Below are 24,847 nucleotides of genomic sequence, written 5' to 3'. Positions count from 1 at the left end.
AAAACAAGGACACAAATTCATTGTGTCCTCTAAAATTCCATATCAGAGAAGCAAGCTTTGACTTAAAGCGTTACTTATTACTCACGATCATGCTTGTGACAGCAGCATTCATGTTCTTCATCATGTTCATGATGATGCTTACCGCAGCATTCGTGCTCATCGTCGTGGTCATGATGATGTTTGCCGCAGCATTCATGTTCTCCATCATGGTCGTGATGATGCTTGCCGCAGCATTCATGATCGTCATCATGTCCGTGACAGCAGCCGTGCGCACCGTGAACGTGGCCATGTTCAATTTCTGAATCTGTAGCCTGTCTTACATCAATAATGTCAACCATAAACTTAAGAGTCATACCGGCAAGAGGATGATTTCCGTCAACCACAACAGTATCTCCCTTGATTTCCTTCACGACAATAGGCTTCTTTCCCATGTCTGTATCAGCAAGGAAACTGTCACCGACATTAAGTTCCATGCCTTCAAACATATTGATGTCAATTTCCTGAATTAATTCAGGGTGTCTGATTCCGTATGCTCTGTCCGGCTGAACAAGAACATCAATCCTGTCCCCTTTTTCCTTACCCATCAGTGCGTCTTCAAGACCGGGAACAATATTTGAATGACCGATAAGAACTTCCATGGCATCCTGACCATTAGTGGTGTCAAGAACCTGACCATTTTCATCAGTAACAATGTAATCAATTGATACTACAGTATTAGAGGTAATTTTCATAAATGAATAATCTCAGCAAATCATTTTAACCAATTTAGACAAACCTCGCTGATTATAACATAATGAATTGTATTAATACTTTAAGTTCGTTCTTTAAATTTATCTCTGTACACAAATTACTTTCTGAACTCTCACCTTGTGTTTCAATCTAAAAGTATCATCTACCGTCAATTTGAAGGAATATATCATCAAAAAGAAACGCGTTAGGTAATACTGATATTTTTTGCAGTGTGGCAGCTTACTTCCTTGTAATCAACTCTTTTACTTCTGAAAAAAATAATTCTTACAATAACTTAATAAGTTCCTGCCCACGAACTCCAACAGAACATAAACTTATCTTTATTTAAAGTATATGATATATTAGCTTGCAGAAAATTTAATACATACCTCTGTACATTATTACTTTTTATTTTAGGCAATACCGGACACTGTTAAAGACGTTTCCGGTACAACATAATGCATAAGCAACCATATCACGTATCAGCGTTATATGTGCTTAAATCAGAATTAAACGAATATCATGATCTACATCAATAATCTGGAAATAATGCGTGGGACAAACACCCTGCTTAAAGACGCAACTGCCACAATATACCCTCACAAAAGAGTCGGCCTTGTAGGGCGTAACGGGTGTGGTAAATCAACACTATTTGCAGCCATAAAAGGAGAATTATCACCTGAATCAGGAGAAATAATTATCCCTAACGGATGGGTTATAAGTTCTGTGGCGCAGGAAACCCCCGGACTTGATAAAAGTGCTCTTGATTATGTAATTGATGGTGACACCAAATACAGAAATCTGCAGAAGATGATGGAGGATGCAGAAAACTCACACAATGGCATGGCCATGGCGGAAATACATGCAGAACTTGAAAATATCGGAGCATACACTATCAAAAGCCGTGCAGAAACACTGCTTACAGGTTTGGGATTCAGTCAGGAAGAATACAACAGTCCAGTTAAAAACTTTTCAGGTGGATGGAGAATGCGTCTGAATCTTGCTCAGGCCCTTTTATGCCCATCAGACCTGCTACTTCTTGACGAACCGACGAACCACCTCGATCTGGATACTGTAATCTGGCTTGAAGACTGGCTCAAGAACTACAGCGGAACACTGATTATCATTTCACATGACAGGGATTTTCTTGACAATATATGTACCCATATCATCCATATGGAAAATCAGAAACTGAACATGTATACAGGTAATTTTACAAGCTTTGAAGAAGAAAGAGCCCACAAAATTAATCTTCAGCAGGCTCTCTACGAAAAACAGCAGGCTCAGCTGGCACATCTTCAAGCTTTTGTAGATAAATTCAGGTACAAGGCAACAAAAGCGAAACAGGCCCAGAGTCGTCTTAAAGCAATGGAAAAAATGGAAAGAATCGTACTTGCTCACTACGATTCACCTTTTTCTTTCGAATTCAGAGACAGCACTGAACTTCCTCAAACACTTGTAAGAATGGAAAATTTAAGTGCTGGATACCCTGATAAAACCGTCCTTACAGATGTCAAAATCAACCTTGTTCCAGGATCCAGAATTGGCCTTCTCGGTAGAAACGGAGCCGGTAAATCCACCTTTATAAAGACCATTGCAGGAACTTTACCTCCACTTGGGGGCTCAGTAGAAATAGCCAAGGGGATAAAAGTAGGATACTTTGCCCAGCATCAGCTGGAATATCTGGATAATGATGGTACACCATTATCACACCTTACAAAGCTTGCCGATAATCATAAGGAACTGGAGCTTAGGTCCTTCCTGGGAGGCTTTGGCTTCAGCGGAGACAAAGCCCTGGATAAAGTTGAACATTTCAGCGGTGGTGAAAAGGCAAGACTTGTTCTTGCCCTCATTGTTTGGCAAAGACCAAATTTATTACTGCTTGACGAACCGACCAACCACCTTGATCTCAATATGAGAGAGGCAATCATTCTAGCTCTGTCCGACTTCAAAGGTGCTTTAATAGTTGTTTCTCATGACAGACACCTTCTGAAAACAACAACAAATGAATTTTATCTTGTAAGCGAAGGTAAAGTTTCACAGTTTAATGGTGATTTGGATGACTACCACAACTATCTGGTTGAACTTGACAAGAAGAACGAACAGCAGAAAAAAGAACTCAGCAGATCTCAGGATGAAGGTAAAAGCAGTTCAAAGTCAGCATTTAAATCCAAAGAACAGAAAAAACTGGAAGCAGAATTCAGAGAAAGACTTCGTCCTTTAAAGAAAGAAATTGAAAATCTTGATAAAAAAATAACAAAACTAACCTCCGAAAAGAAACAGCTTGAAATTCAACTTACGGATGAAAGCATATATAATGCTGAACACAAGGATGAACTCCAGAAGGTCCTTCTACAACAGAGCAAAGTATCCTCTGAACTTGAAGAAGCTGAAATGCTGTGGATGGAAAAAAGTGAACTGTTAGAACAGCAAACAAACGAATTTAATCAATATCAGAATACAGATTAAGAACAGGAATAGAATTATGCTAAGTTATAGACACGGATTTCATGCCGGAAACCACGCAGATGTGCTGAAGCACATGGTTTTATGTCTTATTCTGCGTCAGTTAAAACAGAAGGGGAAACCACTAAGTTACATAGATACCCATTCCGGTGCCGGGGCCTATTCTCTACAAAGCGCCTGGAGTCAACAGACCTCAGAATATAGAAACGGCATTAACAAAATTTTGAACAATGAGTTACTGCTAAGAGAAGTTCCTGATTACTATAAGATTCTGAATACAGTAAACGATGGCGAGGAAACTCTTAAATACTATCCAGGTTCTCCCATGATTGCTGCACAGATGCTTGATGAAGCTGATAATGCACAGTTTTTAGAATTGCACCCGACAGAATACGACAACCTGAAATACAACCTTTATCATTACAAATACTGCCATGTACACCATCGTGACGCTGAAGAAGGTGTGTTGGCTTTACTTCCACCAGCCATACGCAGAGGTCTTATTTTTATAGACCCTTCATATGAACTCGAAAATGATTATAAACATACCGTCAGCATTGTCAAAAAGGCCTATGGGAAATTTGCACAGGGTGTATATGCCATCTGGTACCCGTTATTGGGAAAAGCCAGTGACCACAGCTACGAACTTGTAAGAAGCCTTACAAAGATCAACATAAAACGTACCATTAAAGCCGAGTTTACGGTATGTGCACAAGACACATTAATGGGTATGCATGGTTCAGGAATGATTATCTGCAATGCCCCGTATAATTTAATGGACAAACTTGAGATAATTCTTCCGGAAATCACAAAATCACTGGCATTGGATAATACCGCAAGATACAGATTGGAAATACTCACAAATGATGATTAATATGCATCAATGTGCGGATTAGACGGTATATACAATTACCTTATGGAAGAGACTTTCATACTGAAATTCTAAAATCACCAGAAAGGAAAGAAACATTTAAAATGATTCTTTCCTTTTTGCGTCTAACGATTTCTTTTTAGGGTAGCCAGACTTTAGGAACTTTTTATTAATTAAAGTTACAGGCTCACTTCAAATCATATACAAAAAAACCCGTTATCAATCACTTTGATTAGCAACAGGCTTTTAGTTATTTGTACTTTATTACTTAAATACTACCAGCAATGATTTGAATCAGCTGATTGTCCTCTACACGCATCAATTGAACAGTTTGAAAATTTTCTTCCTAAACTGTTAATTGTTAATGTTTGGCAAGCCTGCACATCTCTAGTCTGAGATCCTCTGGCCTGTACAGTAATAAAATACTCATTACCATTATCTGAAATAAACTGTTGATAATTATAATAATTACTAACGCTATCAGGCAAAGGATTAACATTATTGTCAACGCAATTGGCATATGTGTTATTTAGTGAAAAACAGTTTTCAAACGCACTTACCAACTTTGTTAATTCCTGTTCAGCATCAGATCTTCTAGCCTGTACAACATAACTACGATATGAAGGAACAGCAATCATAGACAAAATACCAACAATAACAATGGTTATCAGTAACTCAATTAAGGTGAACCCCTTTCTATTATTTAAATCTACCATATTACCCTCCATACACATTAATCTACTTTTGGTACTCTAACTCTAACATGTGTCTGTACTATAGCTGCTGAACGGTTATTACCTACTCTGTCAAGTCCTCTTGAGGTGATTCGATAATATTCATAATTGAAATTACATTCCGAACCAGTAGCGTCGCAAGGACGAATCTCTCTCTGTTCAATGTAATAGATTGTTGTTCCATTATTTAGAACAACACAATTATTCTTAGGGCATAAACTAGCATCCCATTCAGAGGCATTTCTATACCACGGATTATTCTGAGAATTAACCTCATTATTATTCCTAAGCCGTTTAATACCTCTGAAAAAATCAGCAGTATTAACTAAGCTACCGTCAATAGTCCACTGAGATACAGAGGGAGTTCCCTCCTTTTTAAACATATCAGCTCTTTTAGAAAAATCCTTTACATTGCTGGTTGCGGACAAGAAATTTATAGCTCTGTTTACACCTGAAATAGCGCTATTTGAACCCAGTGCGCGACCGTAATAAGAGTTGTCACTCTTCTGACTTTTAGAAGTAACACCTGCGAGAGTAACGGCAATAATTCCAATAATTACCGTTATCATCAATGCGACAACAAGTGCCACACCTCTTTGATTTCTGATAAACATAATATTGAATCTCCCTTACTCAAAATTAGAACCGTTAAACAAAGGAACAGTACCTGAAATTATGCGGTGCATTCTGGTTGTTCTATCATTTGGAACAACGTATATTCCCATATTATCATTAGATACAGGATTGTTTACACATACGCGTGAACCGGTATAATTCATAGTTGACTTATTAAAGAAGGCGTCTGAAGGGCACGGACCACTAGGGCTAATTTCATTTTGGTCAAATAAAGTCAACTCAACTCGGCCATTATTGGTGTTCTGAGCTTTAATTACATTCTGACCTGTTTCCTGTGATGTAACGAATGAATATTTAACCAGATTTATAAACGGCCAAAAATCACCTACGGATTCTGCAGTAAAATAGGCATCACCCTCACCTGTGCGAGTAGTACCATACAAAATTCTCATACTTACAATTGAACCATCAATGACCTGAGGTGTGCCGACAGGTATATCCCAAGTGGCTGCGTCCCCCTGAAGAGCATGCTGTGCACATACAAGACCATTATTGTTCACAAAAATAAGCATTTCCAATTCTACAGTATCAGGGACACTGATACCTCGACAGTCAAAAGTATAGCCGTTTGCTACAGTGTTCCCGTTGTCATCTCGAACGTCATCTCTTAAGGAAGAACCAAAGAATCTGAACTTAATACTGTTGTTTCCATTGAATAAAGAACCACCATGGATAAAGACATCTCTTCTCCATGCATATGTATTACTGAAGAAAGTATTTGAGCTAAAGGCTGAGCTCTCAGCCATAAATTTAGCTTTCTCAGCGTATCTTCTGTAGTTCATGTGCCCTGCCTGAAATATAAGATTATTAACAAGGTTATCCACCTGTCGTGCACTTTTTCCTGAACGACCTGTAGCACTGGATATACCAAAATTCAACATACTTGACGTCAGCATCTGATATAATCCCGCAACAATAATTGAGGCAACCAATATGCTTATCATAAGTTCTATTAAGCCAAAACCCTTCTTGTTTGATAAAATCATAACAACACCTCAATTCTATTGCACACAACTCCATGCTCTATACGACGTTTATTAAGAATATCATCATTAACATTCCCCGTTATCGGACAGTAGTTATCCAAATTATCAAGAGATACAACTATGTCATTGCCATTCTGATCAGTACGATCACCCTTTTTCTTAGGTACATACGCAAAACTTATAGTTAACTGATAAGAATTTAATTTACTGAGAGCTGTCAAATTTCTTGTCAATCTAAACCTAACAGCCTGACTTACAATGGCTGGAGACCTAGCAAGCCTTGTGCAAACGTCCTCAACACCATTTGCCAAAACAGATACAGGAGAAACAGCCTGTCCCTGATATCTCAATTGAGTTTTTGCATTGGCGCAATTAAAATCAATCTCCTGTTCTCCTCCCCAAGCTAAATTACTTACAGAGTAGTTACTTACCTGAAACAACTTAATAAAATCCTGAAAAACTGCAGTTTCAGAAGTTCTGGCATAAGAACTGCTTAAAGCTCTGGAACTATAAGCCTGCAAAGCTGCAAAACCCAGCATAGCAACAGACACGATCAGCATTGAAACGAGAAGTTCCAGTAAAGAGAAACCTTTTTGCTTTCTATTCATAAATCACCTCAGTAGCCAACGCAATCAGTCGCGTTCTGTGTCATTTGTTTGGTTGTGTCGCCAGATGTTCTCATTACTATGGTCCAGGTAACAGCACGTCCAGATATAACACGACACAATCTTGCAGTGACGTTGCCTTGAACTGCCATAACATCTTGCTGAGCAGCCCCAACCAGACCAGACATACCATTCGGCAGAAAACGAATATTTGCATTCGGATTTGTTTGTGCATCAGTACCGACACTAAATCTGATATTGTTATCAGTTATATCAAAATTAGACACGAAATCATCATTATCGGTGAAATCTCCTCGTCCCGTAGCAAAGTTAGAGTTAATAAATGTACCAAACCCTCTGTTCCAGTCCCTTTGGTTAATTGGCTGTATTGTCACTGGCTGATTAGTCTGCTGGGCTGTGGTTCTTGCAAGATCAAATTCAGCAATTACAGCTTCAGCCTTTGTCGCAAGATCCTGCTCTAATTTCCAATCACGCATGTTAGGTATAGCCACCAACATTAGAATTCCTGCAATAACAATAGCCACAATCATTTCTAGTAGAGTAAAGCCCTTGTTATTACAAACTTTTTGAAACGTCACGCTTCCACCTCCTGTGTACAACGTATCCGTCATATTCAGATAAGTCATAATAATCTCCGTTAGACTCAATTTATAATAATCCACACTTTCCAATTTTAATAACTTTTTTAATCTTTGTTACACTTGGGTTAAATATTTGAGAGATAAATACAAAAAAAATTACACCAATGATAATTTTATGTAAAAAAAACAAAATTCTTATGCCAAATTAATCAATTTTTAGAATTTTTCTCTAATGCATCACTCCATAATATGTGATCTATCATTCATAAACAAGTTAAAAAATATACATTTAATTGTGTTAACCTTATTTCTATTTAGTTTTAAATAATATACTGCCAAAACAGTTATTCTCTATGAATTAACCTTTAAAAACTGCTCTCTCGTCTACACGGAATTTAATCTAAACATAATTCATGCATTCTAGTTTTTAAAAACAGACAAATATCGTGATCAATTTCAAAAACTGTTGTGTATTCACATATGTTTTATTAATAAAAAAATCAATATCAACTCATAAAAAAGTACATATTTTATAAAATTTTCTATTTTTTTTTACTTATCCAAAAATATTTATTGCACAAAACTGCATTTTTCACAATAATGCACAAACTAAAAAAATTTTTAACGCTTATTGAGAAGACCAGACTGATTTCGAATCTCCTCTTCTCTACAGCTATCTTTTGGCAGGGGTGCAAACCCATTTGTGAGGTGCTACTAGAAGCCCATGAACAATTTATTCAATACCAAACTTAATTACCGCGAGCTTATTAATAAGCATGGTTCACCTTTATTGATACTTGATAAGGCAACCGTTCGTTTTCAGTATCAGGAGCTCTCACGAGCCCTGCCGGATGTAACTCTTCATTACGCATTAAAACCGCTTCCCAACAAAGATGTTGTTTCTTCTCTTCTTGAAGAAGGAGCCTGCTTTGATCTGGCATCCAAGGGAGAGATTGATCTTGTAAGATCTCTTAAGATCAATCCTATGCAGTGTATCCACACCCACCCTATCAAGAAAGACAATGACATCCGCTATTCTCTAGATTACGGTTGTAATACTTTTGTTGTGGATAATGTGGAAGAAGCAAAAAAATTTACCCCATACAAAGATGAAGTAAAACTTCTTATCAGGGTAAGCTTCCCTAATCCTGAAACCCCTGTGGATCTGTCAAAAAAATTCGGGGTTCTTCCTGAAGACTGTCTGGAGTTGCTTAAACTTGCCGGTAGTTTGGGTTTAAATATTCATGGTCTTTCATTCCATGTAGGTTCTCAAGTACCTAATGCCAACAGACATGTTGAAGCTATTAACGACTGTGCAAAGATTATCAGAGAAGCTTCTGATTCAGGAATTAAACTCAAAGTTCTTGATATCGGCGGAGGTTTCCCTGTTGACTATGAAAAAGCAGAAAGTACCAATATTTTCGACTTCTGTGCCCCTATTCGTGATGCTTTAAAGCAGATTCCATCAGACATCAAGATTATTGCTGAACCTGGAAGATTTCTGAGCGCCCCAGCCATGATAAACATATGCACTGTTGTGGGCAAGGCAGAAAGATTCAATAAACCATGGTACTATCTTGATGATGGTGTCTACTGCAGCTACAGCGGTCAGATTTTCGATCACGTGATCTATCCTAAGTTCACTCCTTACGTAGATGGTGACAAACAGGAATCAGTTCTTGCCGGTCCTACATGTGACAGTATTGATATCATTGCAGAAAACATTGAGTTACCTGCTCTTGATATCGGAGATATCATCGTCGGCAAGATGATGGGAGCTTATACAATTTCTACAGCCACAGAATTCAACTTTATAAACAAGACCGATATCCTGGTTATAGATACTGAAAGAGATCCTGAATACCAGATTCCTGCTGCAGAATAACAGCACGATACAAATACGTTCCTGCCTAAATACGGCGGAAATAAAAGAAAGGGATGTTTAGTAAAACATCCCTTTCTTGCGTGTTTTAGACAATACATTCCACAGGGAAAAATCAGAGTTATTATAAAAAAACAAATCCCCTTCTTTAAATCCCGAGTAGATTAGAGAAGAGGATTTAATCAGATTACGTTCAGCTTAAGATTTCTTAACCTTTTGCTGGTTATAGTATGGAGCCGCATACATACGCTTTACATAATCACGCAGTTCAGGAGAAATTTTTGACATTCTTTCTTCAAATTTTTTCTTTTCCTCAGGAGCGACACCATCTTCAACGCCGGCTGAAAGAAGACAGGAAGGGAACATTGCATAATTCAAATAAATAAAGTTATCAATTGTCTGCGCAAGCTCTTCAGGTGTTTCAAAATCTCCTGAAAGAGGCTCGCCGGCAGTGATATTTACCCTACCTTTATAACCGTTTATACCGCCAACGATACTGTCAATATCTTCAAACTGAGATTTTACATATGTACCGTTTTTCTCTGTTTCAAATATTTCCTTTGCCTTTGCCTGATCACCAGGATCAAATTCATATGTTATGGAAACAGGAACAATGTTTAATGTTTTCACATAGTCCTTAAAAGACAGTTTTTTCTTTTTTCCATACATATAAAACATCTTGAGGATCGCTTCTTCGGTTTTGTCATTTCCGTCTTTAGCTCGACCTTCTCTCTGGGCAATCCATACATTATGGTTTTCTTCAATTGAACGACCGATGTACTCACTCAAATGAGCCAGGGCTTTAAGTTTGTCTCGTCCCTGAACCGAACGTTTTACTATGAAACTTTTATTCAGACGCATCAGATCGGTAGCCACCTTCATGCGAAGCAGGTTGTCGCCTATTGCAATTTTAACTGTATCAAGATTATTGAAATAGCATGCCATATCAATAAATGCAGGGTCGAGAGAAATATCACGATGATTGGAAATAAAAAGATATCCCTTTTTAGGATCCAGCTTTTCAAAACCCTTACAGGTAAAACCATCAGTGGTATCTCTGATAATACCTTTCATGAATCTTGCAACATAATTCTGAACCTGAGCAATAGTTTTAACCTTGGAAAAACGAAGTTTCAGGATAAATTTCAAAAAAGGCTTACCTAATTTTGACAGAAAATCCGGAAGAAAACCAAAAATTCTCTTGTAAATACCTGTTACTAATTCTTCATTATCCAGAATACTCTTAATGGCATCCTGAACCTCATCATCACGATAATGTCTGATGTCATCAAATTCAGATGATTCAGTTGTTATAACATTATTATCCAAAACAGACTCTTTTTCATTCTGTTCAACATTCTGAGCGGATGAATCTATGCTCATTTAAAATTTCTCCAAATTCAGAAAAATTATTCTTAAAAATGTAAATTTACAAACTGTATATTCCAGCCGATAAGCCAAAACAAACAAATGCTGATTATCAACTTTTTACTCAGCATGATATAATACACTATAGTGATTAATATCACAGGATATATTATGTTTAGCGTAAAGATCTTAATATACTAATGCAATTTTAGCAAATTTTGAGTATTATTCTCATTGAACGTATATTTAGTTATTAAATCTATACTTTATAAAGACAGCATGCTTATGAAAAGATGCTTCTTTTGATATCGCACCTGATAAATGTTGATAGCGTAAATTAAGGATAAAGAATGTTTGGTAAACCTCAATCAGATCCTACTCAGGAATGGTTTCTCTCTCATTGCCATGTACACAAATATCCGGCAAAAAGCACTTTGATTCATGCCGGTGAAAAAGCTGAAACCCTTTACTATATCGTTAAGGGGTCAGTTGCCGTTTTAATTAAGGATGAAGAAGGAAAGGAAATGATTCTTTCATACCTTAATCAGGGTGACTTTATCGGTGAATTGGGTTTATTTGATGAATCAGAAGATCCGGTTCGTACTGCTTGGGTTCGTGCAAAAGGTCCTTGCGAAATTGCAGAAATTTCTTATAAGAAGTTCCGCCAGCTGATTCAGGTAAATCCAGAAATTCTGATGCGTTTAAGTGCTCAGATGGCTCGCAGATTGTCAAAGACCAGTGGCAAGGTTGGTAATCTTGCATTCCTTGATGTTCAGGGTCGTATCGCGCGCACTCTGTTCAATCTGGCTCACCAGCCTGATGCAATGACTCACCCAGACGGCATGCAGATTAAGATTACCCGTCAGGAAATCGGTCAGATCGTAGGTTGCTCAAGAGAAACTGTTGGTCGTATTCTTAAAATGCTGGAAGAGCAGAATATCATCAGTGCTCATGGCAAGACCATCGTTGTATTTAACACTCGTTAATCATACAACAGCATAAGGTATTTCACCCCCTCACTTGAGGGGGTTTTATTTTGCGTATCGTTTTAATAGAACCATAAAAAAGGATGAACAGCCACGAAGCTGTTCATCCTTTTTCAATTATCAGATACCTGTATTACTTGCCGAATACTACTGACAGAGCCTTGTCAAAACGAGCAAAACCTTCGTTAATATCATCTGTGGTAATATTAAGTGCAGGGACGGTTCTTATCACGCTATGACCTGCAGTCAGCACAAATACACCTTGATTCAGACATTCTGAAGTAATCTTCTTTAACAGAGTCTCATCCTTAAGTTCAGCACCAATCATCAGGCCTATACCGCGAACTTCCTTAAAGCAGTCATACTTGGCATTAAGTTCAGCATAATGCTTTCTGAACAGATCAGCCTTAACATTTACGTCCTTTAAGAATTCTGGTCTGTTAACAAGTTCAAATGACTTGCAGCCTACGGAAGTAGCCAAAGGATTAGAACCAAATGTGGTTCCATGTAAACCAGGCTTGAATATTGAAGCAACCTTATCCTTTGCCATCATTGCACCGATAGCTATGCCTGCACCCAGTCCCTTTGCGGAAGTAAGGATATCTGGCTCAACCTGATAATGCTGGTATGCATACAGACACCCCGTTCTTCCGAAACCGGTCTGAACTTCATCAAAGATTAATAAGGCATCATTTTCATCACAAAGCTGACGTACACCTTTAATAAACTCTTCTGTTGCAGGAAGAATTCCACCTTCACCCTGTATAGGTTCCATAATAACAGCACAGGTCTTTTCCTTGGAAATTAGAGACTTCAGCTGTTCCAAATCATTAAAGTCAGCATGAACGATATCCCCTGGTAAAGGTCCAAAACCTTCACAGTACTTAGCCTGTCCGCCTACGGTAACATCAAACAGCGTTCTGCCATGGAAACTGTTATAGAATGAAATAATCTGACTCTTTTCCTTACCGAATTTTTCAAAAGCATATCTACGTGCCAGCTTAAGGGCTGCTTCATTAGCTTCACCGCCTGAATTTGCAAAAAATACCTTGTCAGCAAAAGTACTTTCAACAAGATGCTTAGCAAGAGTAATTGCCGGTTCAGTACACATGTAATTTGAAATATGCCACAGCTTATGAGCCTGCTCTTCCAATGCAGAAACGATTTCAGGATGACAGTGACCAACAACATTAACGGCAATACCGCCACCGAAATCAACATATTCCTTACCTGCATCATCCCAAAATCTTGAGCCGCTACCCTTTACGGCTACAAACGGAGCCGGGCAGTAAACACCCATTAAATACTTGTCAAAATCTGCTCTGGTAACTTTACTCATAAGAATTTATAACCTCACTATCATTTAAGCGTTGAATACTCTTACACGAGAACTCAATTTTACACTGAATACACCGGCAATACCACAAGCTGATGCCGTTCGGATTCCTGTTGCGACGTCCGGTGTATTTTCAAAAGATCCAAGTCTTATGCACGGACTCAACAGGCGTACATTCAGATATGCCCCACACTATTACAGTTATCATCTTGCCAACCGAACATAATGTGTTTTCAGCAAACGAAAAACTATAAAAAACAATCATAATCCATGTTTATGAATTATACTCACTTCTAATATTTATGCAATATTTTTGCATAAATATTCAATTATCTAACTTTTAGTGCCCACATGGTCAACCTCGTGTGTCACCGGCCCGTCTTTGTTTTCTATTTCCGATAACTCATTATGCAGACGTTCCTGGTGATACCCAGGATTTTTGGTATACCTTGCTAAAAGATAATAAAAACCCGGCAGTACAACAAGAGTAACAACAGTCGCTATACTCATTCCAAAAAATATCACCGTACCTACTGCTCTTCTGCTTTCAAAACCCGAACCGGTTGCCGTTATCAAAGGAACAGCACCGATAATGGCTGTAAGAGAAGTCATTAAGATAGGTTTAATACGTCTCACCGAAGCCTTAATGGTTGCAGTTATCAGATCAGGACTGCCTTTTCTGAGCTGATTGGCAAATTCAACAATAAGAATACCGTTCTTAGTAACCATCCCCACCAGTAACAGCAAACCGATTTCACTGTATATGTTAAGTGACAGTTTCATTATCCACAAACCTAAAAGACCGCCGAATATCCCCAGAGGAATGGTAATCATAATTGCAACAGGGTGAACAAGACTTTCAAACTGAGCCGCAAGAACGAGATAAGTGACCAGAACAGACAGTAAAAAAACAATCATCATTTCATTTTCACTGTCCCTGAAATTGCGTGACTCACCGTTTAACGCTACGCTCATACTTTTATCAAGATTCTTAGCACACCATGCGTCCATCCAATCCAAAGCCTCTCCAAGACTTTTATCAGCGGCAGGATGAGCTGAAATAGTTATGGCTTTCTGTCTGTCGAAATGCGGTAATTTTCTGGCTTTTGCCACCAGTTTGAATTCTGCCACGCTTCCTAAAGATACCATCTGACCAGAATCTGTTCTGATATTAAGAGAGGCTATGTCAGTAATATCTCTGAACAATTTCTCTTCTGCACGGATATACACATTGTATTCACTGTCATTCTCAACAAACGAGGTTTGTGTAGAACCGCCCAGATATGTCTGAAGAGCATTGGAAATATCCGTCATGGTTACACCGAGTACTGCAGCTCTGTCGTAGTCTATTACCGCTTCTATTTCTGGGGTTCTCTCACTGAAATTACTGTCCGCATTAATAATATATCCTGCTTCATTGGCATCTTTAATAAGTTTCAGAACAGAATCATTAATCTGCTCAAAGCTGTTCCCTTTAATTACGTATTTAATTGGCGAGCCTGATGTTCCCTTAAACCCTGGCTGATATATATATACCTTCAAATCAGCAATATTTTTTAATTTTTTATTCAGGAACTTGATAAATTCCGTTGAAGAAACACTTCTCCTGTTCCAGTCCTCAAGCTGAATAACAACAAAACCACTCTGATCCGAGCCCTGTCCAAGAGACGGGGTACTGAAACTCAGTGACTTGACAATCCCCTGCCCCAGCATAGGCAACAATTCATCTTCCAACGCAGTCATACTGCGTTTCATTCTGTGAATACTGGCACCCTCTTCGCCGAGGGCATATATGTAAACAACGCCTCTGTCCTCACTGGGACTTAACTGATGAGGAATTACCTGATAAAAAATCACCATAAAACCTATTATGGCCAGAAGAATTGAAGGGTACAGATAAACTCTTCTAAGCATCTGTCTCAGAAAACGTTCATACACATTTTCCAAAGCTCTGATTACCCTGTCTATCAGATTTGAAATCCCCCTGCCCTCTTTTTTCTTTTTCAGCACAAAACCACACAGAGCCGGACTCAGCGTTAGAGCAACAAAACTTGAAAAGAATACGGCTAAAGAAAGGAGAACCGCAAATTCAATAAACATTTTTCCGGTAACCCCCTGAATAAAAACCAGAGGCAGAAAAATAATAATAAGAACAACCGAGGTGGAAACTATGGCAAATCCAACTTCGCCCGATCCCCGCCAGCATGCAGCAAGAACTCCCTCCCCTTTTTTGATATGAAAAGAAATATTCTCTACCATAACAATGGCATCATCTACCACAAGACCGATGGCAAGAATAAGACTTAGAAGTGTTATGATATTTATGGAAAAGCCAAAAAAATACGCACCTATAAAAGAAGATATCAGGGATATAGGTACCGTAAGTGCAGGAATCAGCGTGGTATTCCATGAACCTATAAACAGATATAAAACAACTATTACCAGAAATACTGTTATTGCCAGAGTTTCGTAAACTTCAGTAATGGAATTCTGAATATAGACAGTGCTGTCAAAATCCGTATCAAGAACAAAACCTTCCGGCAGATACTGTTTAAGTTCCTCAACCTTCTTTCTGATATTTTTGGACACGTCCAGAGGATTTGCATTTGACTGAGGAATAACACCTATACCTATACTTGAAATACCATTACGATGGTAGATACTTTCCTCATTTTTGGCTTTAACCTCAACAGTTGCCACATCTCTCAGACGAATTGTCTTGTCCATCCCGTCATGACGTATAGGAAGCAGCTCGAAAGTTTTGTTATCAATATATACTCTTTTAATCTGAACTGGAAACACCATGTCCTGATTACGTATTTCACCACTTGGAAGTTCAATATTTTCATAGCCAATCGCCCTCTTTATATCCTCAACTGTCACTCCCATAACAGCCATCTTCTGAGGAATGAGGCGTACGTACATTACTTTTTCAAGAGCTCCCACAAGTTCTATCTGGGAAACCCCGTCAACAAGACTCAGATTCTTCTCAAGAACATTGGTGGCATAATCTGATAGCTTTACCCTGTCGACAACTGAACTGGAAAGATTAAGCCAGAGTACTACTTCCCCGTCACCACTGTCTCTTGATACCATTGGCTCATCAATATCGTCAGGAAGTTTTTTTCTGGCTCTGGACACAGCATCTCTGGCATCAGACACTGCTTCAAGCATGTTTTTACCGGTTTTGAACTCCATGGATATCCAGGAGCGACCGCTTCTGCTGTTTGAAGTAATTTTATTGATTCCGGATATACCGGAAAGTTCATTCTCTATGATACGGGTAACTTTGGATTCAATAACCTCAGGAGATGCTCCGGAATACGTGGTTACTATTGTCAAAGACGGATAGTCAATATTAGGAAGTTCACGTACAGGAAGTCTAAAAAAACAAACCAATCCGAATATCAGTAACAAAAGACTCATCACTGATGCGAATATCGGTCTTTTTATAGAAACTTCACTTAAAATCACAGCATCTGATCCCTGGTATTGTTCTTGTCTTTCTTCTTCAGAGGAACTTCACCGCCAAGAGCTTCAATATCATCCTGCTTTATAACAGAAACAGTATCGCCGTCATGAAGTCTGTCTACCCCTTCCACAACAATGGTTGTTCCAACTCTAAGTCCCTGATTTATAGCTATCATGGCTCCGTTTACGGGGCCTAAGGCAACCTTTCTTCTGAATACCCTGTTATCTTCATTCAATACGTAAACAAAACGATCATCTCCAACATAAACAAGAGATTTAAGAGGAACGACCGGAAGCTTTTCCGAAGCAAGATTAAGTGCTACCTGAAGCATCATGCCGTCAAGAAGCTTAAATTCAGGATTATCGAAATAGATACGCACACTGACAGCCAGTGTGTCTACATTCACATGTGTATCTATCTGTTTTACCTTTCCTCTGAATACATGTCCGGGCCATGCATCAGTGGTTGCAGTAACTTCCTGTCCTACAACAACTTTTGAAAGGAAACGTTCGGGAATAGGGAAATCGACATAAACCTGACTGATATCATCAAGCTGCAGCAGAACAACCCCGGGTTTAACCAGCTGGCCGGCAGTAATGTTGTGAAGGCTCAGTATTCCTTCAAAAGGTGCCAGAATATCACGTTCGTTTAGTTCAGCTCTTCTCGCATCAACGACTGCGGCCTGACCTTTTACCTGAGCTCTGAGCTGTTCATATGAATCCTGACTGACAACACCTTTGTTTATCAGCTTTCCTGATACTTCGAGACGTCTTTCATAATTCTTAAGAACAATCTCTGATTCTTTCAGTAAAGCCTTGTGCCTCTCATTTTCCAGCTGAATTAAAAGATCTCCGGACTTAACCATCTGAGTCGGTTTGACAAAAACTTTGGATATTCTGCCGGTAACTTCTGAAGTAATCTGTACAGAACGATTGGCATGTACTCTGCCAACAAGAGGAAGCTTAGTACCGGTGGAAGAATACTCGACCTCGGCAACTCTAACCGCCATCAGTGAATTATTTTCATTAGCGACAACCGGATATTTCAAAATCGATGAATAATTGACGGCAAAAAGAATCCCGCCAATAACAGCCATAAGCAATAAGCCACCTAGAATTCTCCACATACCGGTTGTCCTGTAATAAACTCTATTTAAGGTTTAGAAACTATAAAATGAAACCTACAGCCTTGTATACCTTATCAAGAATAATCTGAGCTCTGGCTGAAGCCTTATCCGCACCAGTCTTCAATACTTCACGCAGGTAAGTCTCGTCAGCACGGAGTTCCTTATAACGCTGCTGAACAGGTTCAAGGAAAGCAACAACCGCATCTGCAACTTCAGTCTTAAGATGACCATACATCTTGCCTTCAAAGTGCTTTTCAAGTTCTGCTACCGGAGTTTCTGTTACGGCACTCATTAAATCGAGCAGGTTGGATACACCGGCCTTGTTTTCCCAGTCATAACGAACAACAGGAGGTTCATCACTGTCGGTTACAGCTTTCTTCAGTTTCTTGACAATACTCTTAGGATCTTCGAGCATGGTAATAACATTATTTCTGTTATCATCTGACTTTGACATTTTCTTATGAGGATCCTGAAGACTCATTACACGAGCTCCAGATTCAGGAACAAATCCCTTAGGCAGTACAAAAATATCACCGTATAACTGATTGAATCTGTATGCAATATCTCTTGTAAGTTCAAGATGCTGAAGCTGATCTTCTCCAACAGGAACGAGGCTTGCCTGATAAAGCAGAATGTCTGCAGCCATAAGTACAGGATAATCAAAAAGGCCCGCTGTAGTACCGGCGTTGCCGTAACGCTGAGACTTATCCTTAAACTGAGTCATTCTGCTCAGTTCCCCCATCTGTGTATAACAGTTAAGAATCCATGAAAGCTGAGCGTGAGCAGGTACATGTGACTGTAGGAACAGGGTACATTTTGCAGGGTCGATGCCAATTGCCAGATACAGCGCAAGAGTATTAAAGCTTGCCTGATGCAGGGCTGCAGGATCCTGTCTTACCGTAATGGCATGCTGGTCAACAACACTATATACACAATCGTACTGTTCCTGCATTTTTACCCATTGACGCAATGCACCAATGTAGTTACCAATGGATAATTCACCTGACGGCTGAGCAGCACTAAACACTATTTCTTTCATAACAGTAAAGATTCCTAATTTATACAGTCCTTCTACCAGAACTTTATTAATGTAATTTTCAGGACACAGATACAGCACATGTCCCTGACACAACTTGAATTTTCAGATGGTATTATAACTTATTAATTGAACAATAAAAGAAGCTATTTAAGCTCTCTTATTATTTCTGAAATATCTGAAAATCTATCTATAATCCGACTGGCACCGGCCTTTCTAAAATCAATTCCCTGATTATATCCAAATGTCACGGCAATACCGGGAATGCCGGTATTTACTGCCGCCTCAACGTCATTAATTGAATCCCCCACCATCCAGGAATCATACACATTGACATTAAGCATTGAGGCCACATAATTCAAAGGAGCAGGATCCGGTTTCTTTTCAGAAATGATTTCGCTGCCAAGCCAGTAATCAAAGCAATCAAGTAAACCAGACGGTGCCAAAACCGGCTCTATAAACCTGTGAGGCTTATTAGTAACCACCGCTAACTTTATTCCCAGTGATTTCAGTGAGGACAGTGTTGTAAAAACACCCGGATAAATGCAGTCTTTACAGTCACAACATGACAAATATGCTTCATTAAAAACATTACGAGCATCTGACAGTAACTTCTCATCCACATCAGTCAATGCAATATCACGCCTGCCAGCCAGTGCTCTGGCAACAAGTAATGCGGCCCCATTACCAATATAACTTCTCAGTCTTTCCATAGAAATCACCGGATAGCCAACTGCTTTAAGAGCCTCATTCACAGCATGTCCAAGCTGGCACGCTGTGTCTGCCAGAGTTCCGTCAAGATCAAACATAATAAGTTGGGGAACTCTAAGCTCATGCATTAGATTTTCTCCAGTTCAGAACGCATCGAAGATATAACTTTTCTGTAGTCATCTGAACCAAAAATAGCTGAACCGGCCACAAACATATTAGCCCCGGCAGATGCTATCTCACCGATATTATTTGGCTTAACTCCACCATCAACCTCGATTATCAGATCATCTCTACCGTTTTTCACAGCAGCGGCTCTTAATGCACTGATCTTTTTGAGAGCACTTGGAATAAAACTCTGACCGCCGAATCCTGGATTTACTGACATAATCACAACCATATCGAGCTTATCCCATACATAATCAAGCACATTCAAAGGTGTGGCAGGATTCAAGGCTAAACCAGCCTTGCATCCACGACTTTTGATAAGCTGAAGAGATCTGTCAATATGCTTAGATGCTTCAGGATGGAAAGTAATGCTTGTTGCTCCGGCATCAGCAAATGAACCAATCAAGTCATCAACTGGTGTTACCATGAGATGAGCATCTATAGGAGCTTCAATTCCGTACTTGCGCAGGGCACTGCAGATTTGAGGTCCAAACGTAAGATTCGGCACGTAATGGTTATCCATTACATCAAAATGAACAACATCAGCTCCTGCATCCAATACTTCTTTTACATCATCACCTAAACGCGCCAAATCTGCTGATAAGATAGATGGAGCAATTATATATTTCATTGAATTTCCTTTTTAACGGCAGCTACATTTTTTGCCCATGGCTTTGTTTTCTTAATTGCATCAGGCAAACCAGAAATAGATTTCGTTGCTGAACTTCTGTCTTTAAAATCGCCATACATAACTATGTACTGCTGATCCTTTTGTCTGAAGAGAACCCATGAATTACCAACCGATTTAGCAATACGATCCGCCTCGGCCTTCTTTGAAGTAGCAACTAACTGCACAGTATAATGAGAATCATTCAATTCTTCAAAAGATAATTGTTTGTTTTCCTTAAGCTTATTCTGCTCAGCCAAATCGTCAGCCACTTTCTTTTCAGCTTCAAGTTTTGCCTTTAATTCAGCTGCCTTCTTTTCTTCTGCAGCTTTCTTTTCAGCTTCTAGCTTTGCCTTTAATTCCGCAGCCTTCTTTTCTTCTGCAGCTTTCTTTTCAGCTTCTAGCTTTGCCTTTAATTCCGCAGCCTTCTTTTCTTCCTCTGCTTTCTTTTCAGCTTCTAGCTTTGCCTTTAATTCCGCAGCCTTCTTTTCTTCTGCAGCTTTCTTTTCGGCTTCAAGCTTTGCCTTTAATTCCGCGGCCTTCTTTTCTTCTGCAGCTTTCTTTTCGGCTTCAAGCTTTGCCTTTAACTCCGCAGCCTTCTTTTCTTCTGCAGCTTTCTTTTCAGCTTCAAGCTTTGCCTTTAATTCCGCAGCCTTCTTTTCTTCTGCAGCTTTCTTTTCAGCTTCAAGCTTTGCCTTTAATTCCGCAGCCTTCTTTTTCTCCTCGGCTTTCTTTTCCTCTTCTAGTTTAGCTAACTCCTGTTTCTTTCTTTCTTCAGCTAAAACTTTTGCCTTTGCATCAATATCAGCTTCAGCCTTTAACAGCTCCACATCCTTACCAATAGCGTTCTTTTTATTAATTTCCTCAATAACTTCTGCATTGTCTTCATCTGAAATAATAATTTTAGAATCTGAAGCAACACTTTCCTTATTGACTTCTAGTTTGTCAATATTATCTTGTGCCACATCTCTCTTATCTTTTAAGGCACCGTCATCCTCAATGTTTTTATGTGTTTTTTCTGCGTCTTCAACAGTAATCAACGGATTAAGGTCATCTCTGGTCTTTGAAAGCTCCGGCATCAGTGAATCTACATTTTTATCATCATCTTCTATGGCATTGAGTACATCCTGAGCTTTCTGATTCTGTTCAGTAATAATAGAATTATCCACAAGAGGCTTATTCTGATATTTAATAACAAAAACAAGGGCACCTGCAACCATTACGGCTATAGCAGCTCCACCAAACAAAGCGGTTAAAGTAGCTTTTCTGCGTCTCCTTGCCCTATCAATAGGATTATATTTGTTGCTATCAGTATCCGATAAACCTTCGATCATACTCTTAATCGCACCAGGATTACCTTTAGCAGCCTGAAGTTCCTTACTGTTTTTCAATGTACGATCATCCAGACCGCGCATTCCTACCATGCTTCCGTAGTATGACATGACCAGAATGCTCTCCTGAACACTGATTGGTTTTATCTCCATATCCATTGGTTCTACGGATAGAGAATTAAGCTGTCTGATTTTCTGTGCCTGCTTTGCTGATGATGAAACAGTTGTTACAATTGAGAACAACTGCTCCTTTTTATACTTACTGTAGATATCCACAAGTTCTGATATAAAACGATCGGCAATATTATCAAAATCATCGATTACAATCAGTACACGCTTCTTGCCAAAATTCATTTTCTGAACAGAACCGATCAGCTTGTCGTTTGAATTAATCTTATTTGCATTGGAAATCTGATTTAAAAGTATCTCTCTGCACTTTGTCAGATCCGGATTTCCAGAACCGGGAATATAGGCCTTAATGAATTTGTCATCAACTGATGAAATAAGTTGCTCACATATAACAGTTTTTCCAGCACCAAGACTCCCTTTGATAACAATAAAAGGGGCTCCTACTGAAATCTGATACTTAATTCGCTCTACTAATGATTTTTGACTAGTTAGTTGTGGTAACTGTTCCAAGGCCATGTTATTTCCCTTCTCTATTGCTAATAATCAGTCGACAGATATTTATTATGTTAGGCCAATAGTTATAAAAAATTTCTTTCTCAGGCAGATTGATACACAACACCGGCCTCAAAAGACTCTATTAACAACCTCAAATATGAAAAATTTTATGACGAAGCATACCTTCGTATAAAACCCGATCAATGAATTATATTAGATATTATTACAGTCATACAAATTTACAATTTTTTTACTACAAAGACTGTGAATATACTAGAAAAAATAGAATATTAAACAAATGGAACGTGCTATACGAAGAGAAAGCCGGATATTCAGCTTTCTCTTTAAACAAGCAGATAAAACAAGGATTACTTTGTTGCTTCTACAATCTCAGCCTGTGACAAATCATCCTTTACAGAAGATTTTCCGAGAGCATCAGGAATAATGTAGCGAATATGACCATTTAATGCTTTTTTATCATGTATCATGAGTTTCATAAAATCATCAGTTGTCATATTTTCAGGCTTGGAAACAGGAAGTCTGTTATTCTTTAATAAAGCAACAATACGATTGAATTCGTCGACTGACAAATATCCTCTTATTAATGCGACACGTGATGCCATTACGGTACCTGCAGCAACAGCTTCTCCGTGAAGCCATACTCCATACCCCATAAAAGTCTCAATGGCATGACCGAAGGTATGTCCTAAATTAAGGATGGCACGAATACCACCTTCCTTCTCATCCTGATGAACAACTTCTGCCTTAATTGAACAACATCTGTAAACGACTTCTGATATAACATCAAAATCAAGCTTCCATATATTGTCAGTATGTTCTTCAAGAAACTTGAAGAACGAATTATCCCAAATAATACCATACTTGATAACTTCGGCCATTCCGGCAGCAAGCTCACGTTCAGGAAGTGTTTTCAAACAGTTCAGATCAATAATAACTGCCTTAGGCTGATAAAAAGCTCCTATCATATTTTTGCCAAGAGGGTGATTTATTCCTGTTTTTCCTCCCACTGATGAATCGACATGAGATAACAATGTTGTAGGAACCTGAATAAAATCAACACCTCTCTGGAATGAAGCAGCGGCAAACCCAGTCAGATCTCCAATCACACCACCACCGAGAGCAACAAGAGTAGTATCACGACCGCAGTTATGCTCCAGAAGAAAAGTCATAATCTGATTAAAGCTTTCTAAATTCTTATACTTTTCACCATCAGGAAGTATGCAGCTCGAAACTTTATATCCTAATCTGGCAATTGATTCTTCCAACTTAGAAAGATACCAGGTACAAACAGTAGTATTGGTAACTATTACAACATTACCTTTCTTCTTAATATAACCGCCCCAGACGTCTTCACGCTCGAGAAGGCCGCAGTCTATAAAAATAGGATAACTACGATCACCTAAATCAACAGTTAAAGTTTTCATTACATATCCTTCAGCTCATCAAACTTATCAACAATCTGTAAAGCAATCTGCTTTGCTGAATACTGATCCGTTTCAACAACTATGTCAGCCACTTCCATATATAACGGCTCTCTTTCAGCCATTAAACGGGTTAAAGTTCCCAAAGGGTCGGAATTATTTAACAAAGGACGTCTGGTGTCTCTGCAAGTTCTCTGATATTGCTTATCAACTGATGTTTTTAAATAAACCACAACACCTCTGGAAGAAAGAGCCTTTCTGTTGTTGGAATTCTTCACAGCCCCGCCACCTGTAGCAAGTATAATTCCCTTTTTCTGAGTAAGTTCGTCAATAACGACTTCCTCTCTTTTTCTAAACCCTTCTTCCCCCTCAACATCAAAAACCCAAGATATATCCGCACCAGTTCTTTTTTCAATTTCAGTGTCAGAATCGATCAAAGGTAAAGAAGTAAGCTCAGACAGAATTTTACCTATCGTACTTTTACCAGCCCCCATTGGCCCTACTAGAAATATATTCTGAGATTCAGACATAATGCTTAATAGCCCTAAATTAACTTATAGTTATAGACATCATCGACTAGATAATGAATGATTATAACTTATTTTACAGAAAGATAAACACTGAAAAAGAATATTAAAAATAGGGTTCTTCTCGGAATTGTTGGGAATGTAGATATTGAAGAAGGGGCAAAAGTATTCTAGTATTTAAGTTACCACACAAAAACAAATAGAGATACTTTATGCCCCTTCAGACGAATGATACACAGATAAACTCAGTTTGCCACCCATTTACTGCTGTTTCCCACAGCTTCGATCCCAAAACCTTAAAATCCGTTTATTCTTTCGAAAGCAACCGCCAAACGTCGAACATGAGATGTCCTTTTTGCGGGAAAATGAACGTGTATGTTCATGCCAGACATTCCACGGAAATTAAGGATTTTCCGTTTCTTCCAAAACACAGGCAAAGTCTTGTTTTTTACTACCATGGTTATAAATGCAGAGAATGCGGACATCATTTTATGGAACCTATTCCCGCAAAAGTTCCGAATGCCAGAATAACCATACGGGCAGCT

At 38.8% G+C, this 24,847-nt stretch carries 21 protein-coding genes; 5 read left to right on the top strand and 16 right to left on the bottom strand.

Annotated elements, in window-relative coordinates; genetic code table 11:
- Positions 1 to 77: 77 nt before the first annotated feature.
- A complete protein-coding gene (locus tag BMY80_RS03500; RefSeq protein WP_093140954.1) occupies positions 78 to 731 on the bottom strand; it encodes an FKBP-type peptidyl-prolyl cis-trans isomerase in 654 nt (217 codons plus the stop codon).
- 520 nt (positions 732 to 1,251) lie between these two features.
- Here BMY80_RS03500 and BMY80_RS03495 point away from each other — a divergent pair.
- Both BMY80_RS03495 and BMY80_RS03490 read left to right on the top strand, forming a co-directional pair.
- The gene (locus BMY80_RS03495) at positions 1,252 to 3,198 is read left to right on the top strand and encodes an ABC transporter ATP-binding protein (RefSeq protein WP_093140951.1); all 1,947 of its coding nucleotides are present in this window, start codon (positions 1,252 to 1,254) and stop codon (positions 3,196 to 3,198) included.
- A 16-nt stretch (positions 3,199 to 3,214) separates the two neighbouring features.
- A complete protein-coding gene (locus tag BMY80_RS03490) occupies positions 3,215 to 4,069 on the top strand; it encodes a 23S rRNA (adenine(2030)-N(6))-methyltransferase RlmJ (RefSeq protein WP_093140948.1) in 855 nt (284 codons plus the stop codon).
- A gap of 272 nt (positions 4,070 to 4,341) precedes the next feature.
- Here the strand turns inward: BMY80_RS03490 and BMY80_RS03485 are convergent, their stop codons facing one another.
- The 5 genes from BMY80_RS03485 to BMY80_RS03465 are packed head-to-tail and all read right to left on the bottom strand — an operon-like array spanning position 4,342 to position 7,674.
- Complete coding sequence (locus BMY80_RS03485) at positions 4,342 to 4,782, bottom strand: type IV pilin protein (RefSeq protein ID WP_177178483.1); 441 nt, start codon at positions 4,780 to 4,782, stop codon at positions 4,342 to 4,344.
- A 17-nt stretch (positions 4,783 to 4,799) separates the two neighbouring features.
- Positions 4,800 to 5,414 (bottom strand): pilus assembly PilX family protein, encoded by a 615-nt coding sequence (locus BMY80_RS03480; RefSeq protein WP_093140943.1) that lies wholly within the window; start codon positions 5,412 to 5,414, stop codon positions 4,800 to 4,802.
- Between the two features lie 15 nt (positions 5,415 to 5,429).
- The gene (locus BMY80_RS03475; RefSeq protein WP_093140941.1) at positions 5,430 to 6,422 is read right to left on the bottom strand and encodes a PilW family protein; all 993 of its coding nucleotides are present in this window, start codon (positions 6,420 to 6,422) and stop codon (positions 5,430 to 5,432) included.
- Positions 6,419 to 7,030 (bottom strand): type IV pilus modification PilV family protein, encoded by a 612-nt coding sequence (locus BMY80_RS03470; RefSeq protein WP_093140938.1) that lies wholly within the window; start codon positions 7,028 to 7,030, stop codon positions 6,419 to 6,421. Before BMY80_RS03470 ends, BMY80_RS03475 begins: the two co-directional genes overlap by 4 nt.
- 8 nt (positions 7,031 to 7,038) lie before the next feature.
- The gene (locus tag BMY80_RS03465) at positions 7,039 to 7,674 is read right to left on the bottom strand and encodes a GspH/FimT family pseudopilin (RefSeq protein WP_093140936.1); all 636 of its coding nucleotides are present in this window, start codon (positions 7,672 to 7,674) and stop codon (positions 7,039 to 7,041) included.
- A 679-nt stretch (positions 7,675 to 8,353) separates the two neighbouring features.
- Between BMY80_RS03465 and BMY80_RS03460 the strand changes: the two genes are divergently transcribed.
- Positions 8,354 to 9,514 (top strand): type III PLP-dependent enzyme, encoded by a 1,161-nt coding sequence (locus BMY80_RS03460; RefSeq protein WP_093140933.1) that lies wholly within the window; start codon positions 8,354 to 8,356, stop codon positions 9,512 to 9,514.
- A 195-nt stretch (positions 9,515 to 9,709) separates the two neighbouring features.
- Here BMY80_RS03460 and BMY80_RS03455 read toward each other — a convergent pair whose 3' ends face one another.
- Positions 9,710 to 10,894, bottom strand: a complete 1,185-nt coding sequence (locus BMY80_RS03455; RefSeq protein WP_084155395.1) for a 1-acyl-sn-glycerol-3-phosphate acyltransferase — start codon at positions 10,892 to 10,894, stop codon at positions 9,710 to 9,712.
- Positions 10,895 to 11,229: 335 nt separating this feature from the next.
- Here BMY80_RS03455 and crp point away from each other — a divergent pair, with 335 nt between their 5' ends.
- Positions 11,230 to 11,865: a cAMP-activated global transcriptional regulator CRP gene (crp, locus tag BMY80_RS03450; RefSeq protein WP_031578801.1), complete on the top strand. Its 636-nt coding sequence runs from the start codon at positions 11,230 to 11,232 to the stop codon at positions 11,863 to 11,865.
- Between the two features lie 133 nt (positions 11,866 to 11,998).
- Here the strand turns inward: crp and BMY80_RS03445 are convergent, their stop codons facing one another.
- The 9 genes from BMY80_RS03445 to aroK all read right to left on the bottom strand — a co-directional run bounded on the left by BMY80_RS03445 (position 11,999) and on the right by aroK (position 24,305).
- On the bottom strand, positions 11,999 to 13,204 hold the full coding sequence (locus tag BMY80_RS03445) for an acetylornithine/succinyldiaminopimelate transaminase (RefSeq protein WP_093140930.1): 1,206 nt from the start codon (positions 13,202 to 13,204) through the stop codon (positions 11,999 to 12,001).
- Positions 13,205 to 13,534: 330 nt separating this feature from the next.
- Entirely contained in the window at positions 13,535 to 16,675 is a 3,141-nt protein-coding gene (locus tag BMY80_RS03440) for an efflux RND transporter permease subunit (protein WP_093140928.1), read from the bottom strand.
- Positions 16,672 to 17,799, bottom strand: a complete 1,128-nt coding sequence (locus BMY80_RS03435) for an efflux RND transporter periplasmic adaptor subunit (protein WP_084155396.1) — start codon at positions 17,797 to 17,799, stop codon at positions 16,672 to 16,674. The genes BMY80_RS03440 and BMY80_RS03435 overlap by 4 nt, the downstream gene beginning before the upstream one ends.
- Before the next feature lie 40 nt (positions 17,800 to 17,839).
- Positions 17,840 to 18,838, bottom strand: coding sequence for a tryptophan--tRNA ligase (gene trpS / locus BMY80_RS03430; RefSeq protein ID WP_031578805.1), 999 nt, complete (start codon positions 18,836 to 18,838; stop codon positions 17,840 to 17,842).
- Positions 18,839 to 18,981: 143 nt separating this feature from the next.
- The gene (locus BMY80_RS03425) at positions 18,982 to 19,674 is read right to left on the bottom strand and encodes an HAD-IA family hydrolase (RefSeq protein WP_093140925.1); all 693 of its coding nucleotides are present in this window, start codon (positions 19,672 to 19,674) and stop codon (positions 18,982 to 18,984) included.
- Positions 19,674 to 20,342: a ribulose-phosphate 3-epimerase gene (gene rpe / locus BMY80_RS03420; protein ID WP_093140923.1), complete on the bottom strand. Its 669-nt coding sequence runs from the start codon at positions 20,340 to 20,342 to the stop codon at positions 19,674 to 19,676. Before rpe ends, BMY80_RS03425 begins: the two co-directional genes overlap by 1 nt.
- Positions 20,339 to 22,354 carry an AAA family ATPase gene (locus BMY80_RS03415; RefSeq protein WP_093140920.1) on the bottom strand — a complete coding sequence of 672 codons (2,016 nt, stop codon included), beginning with the start codon at positions 22,352 to 22,354 and terminating at the stop codon, positions 20,339 to 20,341. The genes rpe and BMY80_RS03415 overlap by 4 nt, the downstream gene beginning before the upstream one ends.
- Positions 22,355 to 22,701: 347 nt before the next feature.
- Complete coding sequence (gene aroB, locus BMY80_RS03410; RefSeq protein ID WP_093140918.1) at positions 22,702 to 23,778, bottom strand: 3-dehydroquinate synthase; 1,077 nt, start codon at positions 23,776 to 23,778, stop codon at positions 22,702 to 22,704.
- Positions 23,778 to 24,305, bottom strand: coding sequence for a shikimate kinase AroK (gene aroK / locus BMY80_RS03405; protein ID WP_031579604.1), 528 nt, complete (start codon positions 24,303 to 24,305; stop codon positions 23,778 to 23,780). Before aroK ends, aroB begins: the two co-directional genes overlap by 1 nt.
- A gap of 362 nt (positions 24,306 to 24,667) precedes the next feature.
- On the opposite strand from aroK, the gene BMY80_RS12340 reads away from it, so the two are divergent.
- Positions 24,668 to 24,847, top strand: a 180-nt coding sequence (locus BMY80_RS12340; RefSeq protein WP_218140312.1) for a hypothetical protein, incomplete at its 3' end; no start/stop codon positions are given.

The sequence above is a fragment of the Ruminobacter amylophilus genome (assembly GCF_900115655.1).
GTDB lineage: Bacteria > Pseudomonadota > Gammaproteobacteria > Enterobacterales > Succinivibrionaceae > Ruminobacter > Ruminobacter amylophilus.
Note: the sequence above shows the minus strand (reverse complement) of the source record. Positions and strands in the feature narration are given on the sequence as shown.